This window comes from Paenibacillus sp. GCM10012306, assembly GCF_042649265.1.
Lineage (GTDB): Bacteria > Bacillota > Bacilli > Paenibacillales > Paenibacillaceae > Paenibacillus_AQ.
The window spans coordinates 28,017-40,367 of the sequence record NZ_JBHRYW010000019.1 but is presented as its reverse complement, the minus strand read 5'-3'; the positions used below and the strand labels follow the sequence as shown (position 1 = coordinate 40,367).

Annotated in this window: 11 protein-coding genes and 1 pseudogene; 3 read left to right on the top strand and 9 right to left on the bottom strand. The window is 50.9% G+C overall.

All coding sequences use genetic code 11. The features are described 5' to 3' along the window. Positions 1–193 precede the first annotated feature (193 nt). From folE to ACFORK_RS27185, 4 genes and pseudogenes are all read right to left on the bottom strand, one after another. Positions 194–787, bottom strand: coding sequence for a GTP cyclohydrolase I FolE (folE, locus tag ACFORK_RS27200; protein ID WP_379205059.1), 594 nt, complete (start codon positions 785–787; stop codon positions 194–196). 54 nt (positions 788–841) lie between these two features. Next, a complete protein-coding gene (locus ACFORK_RS27195; RefSeq protein WP_379205057.1) occupies positions 842–1,096 on the bottom strand; it encodes a YneF family protein in 255 nt (84 codons plus the stop codon). A gap of 129 nt (positions 1,097–1,225) precedes the next feature. After that, positions 1,226–2,395, bottom strand: a pseudogene (gene queG / locus ACFORK_RS27190) (tRNA epoxyqueuosine(34) reductase QueG); the annotation flags it as partial. Between the two features lie 247 nt (positions 2,396–2,642). After that, positions 2,643–3,062, bottom strand: a complete 420-nt coding sequence (locus ACFORK_RS27185) for a GNAT family N-acetyltransferase (RefSeq protein ID WP_379205054.1) — start codon at positions 3,060–3,062, stop codon at positions 2,643–2,645. Positions 3,063–3,508: 446 nt separating this feature from the next. Between ACFORK_RS27185 and ACFORK_RS27180 the strand changes: the two genes are divergently transcribed. After that, a complete protein-coding gene (locus tag ACFORK_RS27180) occupies positions 3,509–4,117 on the top strand; it encodes a superoxide dismutase (protein ID WP_175372152.1) in 609 nt (202 codons plus the stop codon). 308 nt (positions 4,118–4,425) lie between these two features. Here the strand turns inward: ACFORK_RS27180 and mutY are convergent, their stop codons facing one another. Further along, positions 4,426–5,694, bottom strand: coding sequence for an A/G-specific adenine glycosylase (mutY, locus tag ACFORK_RS27175; protein WP_379205051.1), 1,269 nt, complete (start codon positions 5,692–5,694; stop codon positions 4,426–4,428). Positions 5,695–5,731: 37 nt separating this feature from the next. Next, positions 5,732–6,124, bottom strand: coding sequence for a holo-ACP synthase (gene acpS, locus ACFORK_RS27170; protein ID WP_379205049.1), 393 nt, complete (start codon positions 6,122–6,124; stop codon positions 5,732–5,734). Positions 6,125–6,386: 262 nt separating this feature from the next. Between acpS and ACFORK_RS27165 the strand changes: the two genes are divergently transcribed. Then, entirely contained in the window at positions 6,387–7,220 is an 834-nt protein-coding gene (locus ACFORK_RS27165; protein ID WP_379205047.1) for an alpha/beta hydrolase, read from the top strand. 160 nt (positions 7,221–7,380) lie between these two features. Here ACFORK_RS27165 and nadE read toward each other — a convergent pair whose 3' ends face one another. The 3 genes from nadE to ACFORK_RS27150 all read right to left on the bottom strand — a co-directional run bounded on the left by nadE (position 7,381) and on the right by ACFORK_RS27150 (position 10,757). Continuing rightward, a complete protein-coding gene (nadE, locus tag ACFORK_RS27160) occupies positions 7,381–8,190 on the bottom strand; it encodes an ammonia-dependent NAD(+) synthetase (protein WP_379205045.1) in 810 nt (269 codons plus the stop codon). Between the two features lie 249 nt (positions 8,191–8,439). Continuing rightward, a complete protein-coding gene (locus ACFORK_RS27155; RefSeq protein WP_379205042.1) occupies positions 8,440–8,874 on the bottom strand; it encodes a BrxA/BrxB family bacilliredoxin in 435 nt (144 codons plus the stop codon). 122 nt (positions 8,875–8,996) lie between these two features. Continuing rightward, entirely contained in the window at positions 8,997–10,757 is a 1,761-nt protein-coding gene (locus ACFORK_RS27150) for a two-component system sensor histidine kinase NtrB (RefSeq protein ID WP_379205040.1), read from the bottom strand. A 176-nt stretch (positions 10,758–10,933) separates the two neighbouring features. On the opposite strand from ACFORK_RS27150, the gene ACFORK_RS27145 reads away from it, so the two are divergent. Next, the gene (locus tag ACFORK_RS27145; protein WP_379205038.1) at positions 10,934–12,202 is read left to right on the top strand and encodes a BaiN/RdsA family NAD(P)/FAD-dependent oxidoreductase; all 1,269 of its coding nucleotides are present in this window, start codon (positions 10,934–10,936) and stop codon (positions 12,200–12,202) included. The last annotated feature ends 149 nt before the right edge of the window (positions 12,203–12,351 follow it).

The window sequence follows — 12,351 nt, the reverse complement described above, 5'->3', positions numbered from 1 at the left end:
CCACTAAATTGAATTTCCCCAAGAAATAAGATACAAATTTGCCCTTATTTCAAAATCTTTGCTCAAACCTCAACCTGTATCGATATTAGAGAGCGTTTTATATAATGCGTGCCTCTAGGCACTCCAGCGATCAAAAAAAGGACCTGCCCGCCATCGAAATGGCCGGTAGGTCCTTTTTTAATACTTAGCTGTATTATTCCTTGATCAGCGCCAGGAACTCAGCACGGGCCGCGGCATCCTCACGGAAGATTCCCCGTGTTGCCATCGTTACCGTCTTGCTTCCCGGCTTCTTCACGCCACGGGCACACATACACAGATGTTCCCCCTCCACCACGACCATCACGCCGTGGGGATTCAGCACCTCTGTCATAATGTCCGCGATCTGCGCCGTTATGCGTTCTTGCACCTGCAAGCGGCGACTGACGGCTTCGACGAGCCGGGCCAGCTTGCTAAGTCCTGCTATTCTCCCGCTCGGCACATATCCGATATGCACTTTGCCGAAGAAAGGGGCCATGTGATGCTCACACTGGCTGTAGTAGACGATATCTTTGACGATCACTAGCTCTTCATGTGACTCGTCAAAGCTAACGCCGAGCGCCTCACGGGGATCCACTGAGTATCCGCCGAAGATCTCCTCATACATCCGTGTAACGCGCGCCGGGGTTTCCAGCAAACCCTCACGGGCCGTATCTTCCCCGATTAATTCCAATATTTTCTCAACGTGATACTCTATTTGTTCACGGTGTTTCGATACATTGCTGTTTACGTAGTCCTTGATGCCCCCCATGCACAACCTCTCCCTTCCGCACCTGCGCGAAAATCTATCTATACCGGACTTCGGTTATCTGCCCTTGCGATTTCCGCCTTTACCAGGACCAGAACGTCCCGGCGGCTGCAGATTATTGCCCTTCATCATCTGCTGAGCTCGCTGCATTTGCTTGCTGTTCAGATTGTACCCCATTTGTTTCGCTACCTTTTGCAACATTTCCGGATCATTCTGCATCGTTGTCATTTGTCTGCGCAGATAGTATACACCGATGAAAAATCCACCGATCAGACCCACGACTAACGTAATAATTGGTAATGCTATAGTCATCCTAAGTCCACCTCTATTGCTTTTGTCTACGCCATTAGGCACGCGAGTATATCATAGCATTTCAACAAGTGGACAGCAATTGGAAAAATCGATATTTCCGTCTCATCATTCGCCCTGTCCCTGCCCGCCCCGCAGCTTCTCCTGGGCCCGGCCCAGCATCTCAAGCACCGTCTCATGCTGCTCAGTCTCCAGTGCCTGATCCACAGCCGCTAGCGCCTCTTCTCCACCGATACGTGACAGCGCCCAGGCAGCGGTTCCACGCATCTCCGGTCGCGGCTCCCTCAGCAGTATCTCACACAGCTTCGGAACAGCAGCGGTCTCTTTGAAGTTCCCTAGCGCGATGATCGCATTGCGCTGAATCGGCTTTTTACCTCGCCATGCTGCCGAACTGCTGCCGAATTTCTCCTTGAACTCTCTGTTGCTGAGATCCAGAATCGGCATAAGCAGCGGCTTAACGACCTCGGGATCGGGTTGCAGCTGCGGACGGTGGTTCCAGTTCTTGCCGCGGTTTTTCGGACAGACAATCTGGCATGTATCACAACCATACAGTCGGTTTCCGATCTTGGTCATATAGTCATCGCTCAGGAAGCCCTTGGTCTGTGTCAGATAAGAAATACAGGCCTGCGCGTTGAGTTGACCAGGACCAACAAGCGCTCCCGTAGGACAAGCATCAATACACTTGGTGCATTCTCCGCACCCTTCCTGAACCGGCTCGTCCGGAGGGAATGGGATGTTCGTGACCATCTCTCCAAGGAAAATCCATGACCCCCACTTGGGCGAGATAATTGAGCAGTTCTTCCCGCTGAAGCCAATTCCGGCGCGCTCCGCCACCGCACGATCCACCAGTACACCGGTATCGACCATGCTGTCCATTACGGCATCCGGTACCCGCGCGCGGATAAAGTCTTCGAGGTTCGCCAGCGCTTCACGCAGCACGTGGTGATAATCTTGTCCCCAAGAGGCGCGAGCTAGGATGCCCCGGCGAGCACCCGGCTCCGACTTTGGCGGATTCTCCATTTTGGAAGGATACGCAACTGAAATGGAAATAATGGATTCCGGCTTATCGCCGGATTGCAGTGCCGGAATCGTTCTTTTATCGAGATCAGGCTCTTCAAATCCAGACTCAAAGCCCTTCTCCCTGTGCCGCTGAAGTATATTTTTCAAGTAAAGAAAAGGCTCTGCGGTGGTGAACCCCACATCATCAATTCCAAGTGACGACGCAGCCTCCTTGATCTCTGCCTTAAGCTCTTCCCATTTGGAGGGCGGTGGGGCATAGGAGGTCTCGGGCATTCTGTGCATATCCGCATCCTCCTTTGATATTTTTTTAAAGGGAGCTGCTGTCCCCAATAATCGACAAAATTCTTGATACCAGGGTCCGGCAGCATTCGTGATTATTTGTGCCTTCAGACCATTATAACAATAGAAAAGCATATCTCCCAGTCCTTTGCAAAGGACCCTCGAAGATATGCTTCAGTATAATGAAACAACTATCGTTCTCTATTCTAGGTAAATGTTTCCGCTTACGCAGCAGCTGATATCAAGTCGGTTAACCAACAATGCTCAGCTTCCGTACGGATTTGAAGATTTGGTTCTCACCATAGCCCATAGCTTCATACAATGGCAACGCAAACGAATTATGCTCGTCCACAGCGACAAAAATACCGCTGACCTTGCGTGCCTGAAACCGGTGCTCCATAGCCGTTACCAAACTTCTGCCGACTCCTTTGCGGCGATAATCGGGATGTACAGCTATACGGAAATAACAGCCGTGATTCTTCTCGATCGTGCCAATAAGAGCGCCCACAATCTCTCCTTCGTCCTCAGCAACTACTATGAGATCGGAATCCCATGAAAGCTGTCTGGAGAAAGGCTCAATGGTGTTCTCGAAACACTCATCCGATAGCGCGGTCTGCAGCAGTTCAGTTACTGAGCTTACGTCGCTTAATTGAAAGGAACGAACGTGCATTCTTTAAAATCTCCCTTTTCTATGGCTTATGATTTTACAAAAAGAAGGAGTTCCCATAACAGTGTGGAGACGAAAAAAGCAACAAAAACCGAGGAATACCTGCTTTTAAATCTATTAAAGCACATAATTCTCGCTATATCACCAATTTTCTTTGGAAAGCGCTTTATATCAAGCGCTTACAAAGTATTAGTTTACATTACTTCTTTATTAAGGAAATATTCTAGGAATAAAAGGGGCTTCACTGCGGAATCCTATCTCTTTGACACAGCGTTTACAAATGAAAGTTGAGGTGTTCAAGGGTGATACTTAGTAAACATTTTTGTTTATTTAGTGTTGCATTATTGTTCCAGATGCTGTTTAATGATAGTAGTCAGACGGGTACATATCCCCATAGGTTATATTGGGATAACCTATTACAAACAACTAATATCAGGAGGGATTTTTCCATGGCATTTCAATTACCGGCACTTCCTTACGCGAACAACGCACTAGAACCACACATCGACGCTTTGACGATGGAAATTCACCACGACCGGCACCATAATACGTATGTGACGAACCTGAACGCTGCTTTGGAAAAAGCACCTGAACTGGAAGGCAAAAGCATCGAAGAGCTTCTGACCGACCTGAACGCTATTCCTGAAGGCATCCGTACTGCCGTTCGCAACAATGGCGGCGGACATGCTAACCATACTTTGTTCTGGGAAGTTATCGGACCAAACGGCGGTGGCGCACCAACTGGCGCACTAGCTTCCGCAATCGATAGCGAGCTTGGCGGTTTCGACAAGTTCAAAGAAGATTTCGCAGCAGCAGCAACTACCCGCTTCGGCAGCGGCTGGGCTTGGCTCGTTGTTAAAGACGGCAAGCTGGCAGTTACAAGCACGCCTAACCAAGACAACCCAATCAGCGAAGGTGCAACTCCAATCCTTGGTCTGGATGTATGGGAGCATGCTTACTACCTGAACTACCAAAACAAACGCCCAGATTACATCAAAGCGTTCTGGAACGTAGTAAACTGGGAAGAAGTTGGCAAACGCTACGAAAGCGCTAAGTAAGACGCTTTAACTCTGCTGCCTTTTGAACGGCAGCATCCGGTTTCTACTATAGAGACAGCAAAAAAAGGTATCTCCTTTGGCCTCAGGACCAGGGAGATACCTTCTTTGTGTTGATATTCGGTAATTAATACTGTGCTATCCGCAAACAAACTAATGGCAACAGTCTGCGGATGGCAGATCTGTTGCCATTATGGCTGAGTGAATAGGCGGCCAGGTTGAGACGGGTCAGACTGTTCGCAACTGAGCGCTAAACTTCTCTACCTGACTCGGGTAAGTCAGGATCGAGCATCTTTATGCCCTGCCTAACACTACTCTTGTCCTGTCTGCTCCTGCTCATCAAAATAGCTGTTCAGCAGCTTCAGGAACACGTTCGGAAAGGCATAGTTTGCCATGTCCGCACGGTTGATCCAGCGGACGGCCCCCCGGTCGGCGGGATCGCCACTGCCGTCGTCAAAGAGCTCTACAGGTGCGCTGCCATCCGACAGCAGCGCACCACCCGCAGCGGCTTCTGCAGCTGCGGCGCCGTACACCGCCCGGCCTTCTGCCGCCAGCGGTAAGGTCTCTTCTTCCCTGCAGCGGTACACCTGCAGGGTCCACACGATATGGCTGAACACATGTTCAGCAGCCATCCAGTGCCCTTCCGGCCGGGCAGAGATCCCGGCCGACTGCAGGGACCGGCGCAGCCGGTCCTGCGCCGCGGCCTCCGGCAGCGGCGTGCGGGGCGCGCCGCCCTCCACAGGCGGCGCCGGCCAGTGCGGCAGCTCCCACATGCGGGCGAGAAGCCCGCTGGATGGTCGCTGCCGGATCAGCACTCGGCCCGCGTGGGCACCGCGGCCCTCCACCAGAGCCGCCAGCCGCTCTTCCGGACGCGGCGGCTTGGCCTTGGTCTTCACGGGTAGCTCGGTCTCGCAGCCCGCAAGCCGCCCGGCGCAATGCTCCATCACCGGGCAGGTAAGGCAGCGCGGGGATTTCGGGGTGCAGACCAGTGCACCCAGCTCCATGAGTGCCTGGTTGAAGCTCGAGGCTTCTCCCTCCGGGATCAGCTCTCTGACCAGTCCCTCCATTTTTACCCGTGTAGGTCCTTTAGCAATATCGTCCCGAATCAGGAAATAGCGGGACAACACACGCATAACATTGCCGTCGACAGCCGGCTCCGGCCGGTTAAAGGCAATACTGAGAATAGCTCCTGCAGTATAGGGGCCCACACCCTTCAGTCCGAACACCGCGTCACGATCATTTGGCACCTGTCCACCGTATAGCTCCTTCACCTGCTTGGCAGCATGCTGAATGTTGCGGGCACGGGAATAATAACCGAGACCCTCCCAGCATTTCAATACATCCTCTTCGGGTGCATCAGCCAACGATTCCACCGTTGGAAACCGTTCGATAAAACGTTGGAAATAAGGAATTACTGTATCCACCCGCGTCTGCTGCAGCATGATTTCAGAAATCCAGATATAATACGGATTGCGATGGCGGCGCCACGGCAGATCCCGTTTCTCACGCTGATACCACTCCAGCAAATGGCGGCTGAAAAATATCTTGGCCTCCTGCTGTTGTTGCTCTTGCTGTATCATGTTCTATTCTCCTTATTCTTGTGTATTCATAGCTCTCTTATGGAGATTCCACTACCGCAAAAGCCGAGGCAAATTCCCGGGTATGGGTGATCGTCAAGTGTATGGTGTAGCCCGTGCCTTCCGGCAAGTCCAGTCTCGCCCAAGCCTCCGCACTCAGTGTGACCACCGGCTTGCCTAGTCCGTCCGGCAGGATCTCGATATCCTGAAAACCAACCTGACCACCGATTCCGCAGCCTAGAGCCTTCACAACAGCTTCCTTGGCCGCGAAGCGTCCGGCTGCAAACTCTCCAGCCTTGCCGCCCCGTCGCTCTGCCAGAACCTGCTCCTTCTCCGTCAAAATCCGCTGCAGCAACTTCGCACCTATCCCCTTTTGTATCATTGCCGTGATTCGCTCAATCTCCAGAAGATCATGTCCGATACCGTATATCAATATTTCACGCTCCTTGTAGACGTGTATCCCCGATTGCTTCATTTAATGGTATTATTAATGGTAAGAACTTCTTGTAGAACCGTTTGTTGAACAGTTTATTGAACATATACCGATATAATAGAAGTGACCATAAATTTACTAACCATACTAAACCCTTCTGTATCTTAAAAGAAAAATCGGTCGAAGTCCATTCTGCACCCGCCAATTGGCTACAACCGCTTTACGATAAACGCCATTTTGTATAGAAAAGAGGGATCGCCCTATGAACCGCAGCTTCGAAATTCCAGCTGGAAATGACGCCCTGCTTCGCTGCTCCCGTTTTCCTGCCCGTAGCACGCCCAAGAGCCTCATTGTCATTGTACACGGTTATAAAGGGTTCAAGGATTGGGGGATGTTTCCCTATCTCGCCAATGCACTCAGCCAAGAGCATGAAGTCGTTACCTTCAATTTCTCACACTCAGGAATCGGAGAGGATCTTCACAATTTTACCGAGCTCGATAAATTTGCGCGTAACACCTTCAGCCGCGAGCTCAAAGACATGGAGATCCTGCTCTCATATCTGAATCAGCATCCTGATTTGGGCAGCCTTCCAGTCTTCCTCCTGGGACACAGCCGGGGAGGAGCGGACGCTCTGCTCTACGCGTTGGATCATCCGGAAGGAATCACAGGGGTCATCTCGTGGAATGGTGTGACCCAGCCTGCAGATTTGTACTCGCCAGATCAGAAACAAGATATGCTACAGCATGGCCGGGCCTATATCCTAAACGGCCGCACAGGTCAGCAAATGCCGCTAGATGCAGTGCTTCTGGAAGATCTGGAGCAGCATAAAGCACGCTATCAAATCCTGGAGCGGATGAAGGAAACTGCTTTCCCAGCCGTCTTGATTCAGGGTACGCGTGATGGTGAACATTTACGGCACGGTTCTGCCCAGTTGAACGCGATCCGTCCCGATATCGACTGGGTACAAATTCCGGAAGGGAATCATACCTTCGGTACAGTACATCCTTTTACAGGACCCACCCCACAGCTAGAGCAGGCTATTGCTGCCTCTGAAGCTTTTATTGACCGTACACTTGCTTACCTGACTGGACAATAACTGTCGCTTCCCGCTGTTCTGCCGGTCGGTTCGCAGTTGCCCCTTGATGCTGTTCCTCCTGGCATGACCCTCATCAAAACGCCAAGAACCGCCGCGGACTCTGCGTTGTTTCACAGAGATCCTCGCGGCGGTTCTCGAGATCAGGTATGCTTTTGCTTGATTATATGCCTGGGATTACATTGCGCTTGTGCGCTGTTCTACGATAGTAGCTCTCCAGCTTCTCTGCGACTTCAGGACGAACCTGCTTACCTTCCAGATAATCGCTGTTGTCATCATAGCTAATGCCAAGCTCCGTCTCGTCCGTCTGTCCAGGCCAAAGTCCGGCCGTAGGTGCCTTGGTGATTATTTCTTCCGGCACACCGATATAGGTAGCCACTTGCCGCACCTGACGTTTGTTCAAGGTAGAGAGTGGTGTAATATCTACAGCCCCGTCACCCCATTTAGTATAGAACCCGGTAATCGCCTCGGAGGCATGATCCGTGCCAACGACAAGCAGATTTTTCTCAAAGGAAAGGGCGTATTGCATTACCATCCGTGTTCTGGCCTTCACATTGCCCTTACCCTGATGGGTCATATGACGGTGATCGCCAAGCGCCTTCATGCCATGCTCCACTTCAAGCGCAATTTCGTTCACGGCTTCCTCGATATTGGTCTCCACTGTATGCTTCAGATCAAAAGCCTTGGCAACAGCATAACTGTGATCAATATCCTCTTGTTCCCCATAAGGCTGGAATACACCAAGGGTCACATACTCTTTGCCTTCCTGCTCCGACAGCTCGTCCGTTGCCCGCTTGCACAGACCCGCGGCCACCGCACTGTCTATTCCGCCACTGATGGCGATTAGCAGCCCTTTGGCGCCCGCCTGTAGCACATATTTTTTTAGAAAATCTACTCTCTTCTGAACCTCTGCCTCTACATCAATTGTTGGTTTGACACCGAGGTCGGCAATAATCTCTTCCTGCAAACTCACAAACTACACCCCGCTTCATCAGTCTGAAATGGTTCCACCACCATCATACCACCATAATTATGGAACCTGAACACTTCCAAACCTATTTTGTCCCAAACATGGAGGGAACATCAGCCCGAAAGTATGTATTTCTATTTTGAAAAATCCCGCATGCAGCCGGAATGTCCGGCGCAGCGAGATTATATGGACGATATAAGCTGAACTTAAGAATGATAGCTTAGATTCTTAAGTTCACTTTAGAGCTATGATTTATTGGCAGAGACGATTGAATACTTCCTTCAGCTCATCAGCAATTTCAGTCGCAGAACGATCTTCGACCGAGTGACGCTCGATGAAGTGAACCAGTTCTCCATCCTTCATCAGTGCGATAGAAGGCGAGGACGGCGGATATGGAGCGAAATACTCACGAGCTTTAGCTGTGGCTTCCTTCTCCTGACCGGCGAATACTGTGAACAGGTGATCCGGCACAATCTCATTCTGCAAAGCTTGGGCTACGCCTGGACGGCATTGGCCAGCAGCGCATCCGCATACGGAATTGATAACTACGAGCGCTGTACCCTTAGCATTCGGAAGCGCCGCTTCCACTGCTTCAGGAGTCAACAACTCCTCGAATCCGATGCCTGTCAGATCGTCACGCATAGGCTGGATTGAATCTCTCATATATTGGCTAAAAGACATGGACATTTCTCAGCACTCTCCTTTGCACTTTAGCTGCTTGTCAGATGATATCACAACAGCACTTACTAACTTTATTATACATCCATACTCTGTGAAAGCAAGGGATGTGCAAGGTCCTTCGGCACTCTTCATCTTACGGAAGCTTCCTTGCTCTCTGTAATGACATACTCCGCTGCCTCTGCGCGCACGGCAGGAAAGGATACCGTGAACACTGTTCCCTTACCTTCCTCCGAATCGACGAGAATCATACCGTTATGCCGCTCGACAATGCTGAGGCACAGCGATAGCCCAAGGCCCGTCCCCTGACTTTTTGTCGTAAAAAAAGGAACAAACAACTGCTCACGCTGACTTTCCGAAATTCCGCTTCCTGTATCTCGTACGATAAGTTCGACATGATCCTGCACAGTCCGCGTTTCCAGTGTCAGTACCCCCTTAGGGCCCATGGCCTCCATTGCGTTGCGGCCGAGGTTGAGGATCAATTGCTTGATCTCCCGGACATTCAGATCCAGCAGGGGTAACGAGGGACTCAGCTTCAATTCAACACTTTGGCCACGCAGATTGGCGTCTGCCCAGAGCAAGGGACTTAGATCATCAATAATTTCATGCAGGAGGACATTCTCCTTGTGCGAAATACGACTCTGGGCAAGTGACAGAAAGTCATTGATGATACTGTTGGCACGATCCAACTCCTCCATCACGATCTGATAATAGGAATCCAGCTCCGATGTACTCTTCTCTCTCATTAGCTGGAGAAAACCACGCACCACCGCCATGGGGTTACGGATTTCATGAGTGATGCCCGCGGCCATTTGGCCTACCAGGGTCAGCCGCTCCACATTGTCCAGTTCACTCCGCATTTTCTCTTCCTCGGTCATATCCTGAACGATCAGCACCACTCCGCCGGAAAGCCCAGATAGCGGGGGAGCTAGAGGGGCTATAAATATGTGATAGACTCTTGCTTTATGAATGAGTCTCACGCTGGAACGCTCTTGGGTCCGGATGCTGTCACGCAAGCGTGCAAAAGCCTCTTCGTCTACATCCTCCCTGAACAATCGACAGGCAGTTTGCGACATAATACTGGCTTTAGTGATATCGGGATAATGGCTGCGGATCAGTTCCAGCATATAATCGTTGATTCCGGTGATCGTTCCATTCTCATCCAGAGACATAATGCTGAGTGGCATGATATTGGTAATCTGCTGGAGCTTCTCCGACTCCCATTGAAACTTTTCGGTGAAATCCTTCATACGTTCCTTGAGCTTAACTCTCCCCCACGTCACTTCTACAAAATAAACGAATACTGCCCCCAGAATGATGGCAATAAACACATACAGGGTAAGAATAAGCGCTTCCATAGTATCTCCGGAATTGCCAAAGTGCCGCTCATATTTGTCTTGTCCCCCCAGAATCGGCACGATTGCCACGAATAACATACTTGGGAGCAGCACCATCCAGAGCAGGCCGATTTTCTCCACGACCGTCCCCTTCTTGAAGAGATTGGACATACCAAACAGCAATGGGTATAGCAGAACAGATGAATTCAGCAGCAGCGGACTTAGGCTGTCCGGCTTGGAGAAGAGAATATTACAGAGCAGAAATAAGAGGGATAGACGGAGTCCTGAACGGAAGCTGCCGTATAATATGCCTATAAAGGCTGGTAAAATTCCAAGATTGAGATAGGTAACTCCGAATAAGGAAGTGGACAATAACGAGCAAAGCGTAACACTCAGCGCGCATGCTATCATTAAGAAAGACTGGTCATCCGGGAATTTGCCGCTCCTGCGAGTGAAATGGCTCTGATCCAGCCACCATTGAAAGAGAAATAGAAAGGAGCTCGCAGCCGATATTTGCAATAAAATATCCTTAACCGCACCAGTAATTGAAATCACTCCTCAAGTTGGACAAATAACCCTGCACCTTTAGATTAAAGCATAACCGCGCTTTTCTGACAATTGTAAATCGACAAATAATGTCAGGGCTGGTGACATCAAAGTCGAAAATGGTATGATGCCGATAGAAGAACGATAGACACAACCTCTGTTTTGACATGTAAAGGAGTAAATTCATGCGTAACTACGATGTAATTGTGATTGGTGGCGGCTCATCCGGGCTGATGGCCAGCGTGGCTGCAGCCGAGCACGGAGCGTCCGTTCTACTGGTCGACAAAGGCTCTAAGCTAGGTCGAAAGCTTGGTATTTCGGGCGGTGGACGCTGCAACGTGACCAATATTAAGGAGAATGCCGATCTGATTGCCCATATTCCGGGTAACGGACGTTTTTTGTACAGCGCCTTCGACCATTTTAACAACAGGGATATTATCGCTTTCTTTGAAGGCCTTGGCATTCCTTTAAAAGAAGAGGATAACGGGCGCATGTTCCCCGTTTCCGATAAAGCTTCAAGCGTTGTCTCGGCCCTAATCAGCAAGGTCAAGAGCCTCGGCGTACAGATTCTGACCGATAGTCCAGTTCGTGAGGTGTTGTACGAGAACGGAACGGTCAAAGGCGTCCGTCTGATGTCCGGCGCAGTGCACCATTCTTCGGCGGTGATCGTCGCTACAGGGGGCAAGTCAGTACCGCAGACCGGTTCCACGGGGGACGGATATCCCTGGGCCATAGCTGCCGGACACACCATTACGGAGCTATTCCCGACAGAGGTACCGATCCTCTCGCGCGAGGAATGGATCAAATCAGGAGACCTGCAAGGCCTGTCCCTGCGTGATGTAACGCTGACGGTCTGGAATCCTAAGGGGAAGAAGGTTATCGCCCATCGCGGGGATATGATCTTCACCCATTTTGGCCTGTCCGGACCGATTGCCCTGCGCTGTAGCCAGTTTCTACGCCAGGTGAAGAACAAATTCGGGGTGGATACGGTGGAAATGTCCGTCGACCTGTTCCCTGATCTTCACCCGCAAGAACTGGAAGCCCAGATTCAGAACAAGTTAGAACAGGAGCCGAAAAAAGCGATCCGCAATTCCCTCAAGGGACTGCTGCCTGAGCGCATGATCCCACTCCTCCTGTCCAAAGCAGGACTGGATGGGGATATTACCGGTCACAGCCTGCCCAAGAATGGCCTGCTAGCGTTGACCGGCCTCCTGAAACGGATGCCGATCATGGTCCATGGCACCCGTTCCATTGAGGAAGCCTTTGTGACTGGAGGCGGCGTCAATCTGAAGGAGATCGAGCCCAAAACGATGGAATCCCGCATCATGCCTGGCCTATTCTTCTGCGGCGAAGTGCTGGATATCCACGGTTATACAGGCGGCTATAACATTACTGCTGCGTTCTCGACGGGCTATACGGCCGGCAAGCATGCCGCTGAGGCCGGGAAGATCTAGCAGCTGGCCGACACAAGTAATGCCACAAGTGGCGCCTCAATGGTAATATTAATGGCCTGAACTATTAGTGGCCTAAATTATAAAGCTGCTACACAAAAACAGCGTGACGGAGCGATATCCGTTACGCTGTTTTTATTTCACAAGCACTT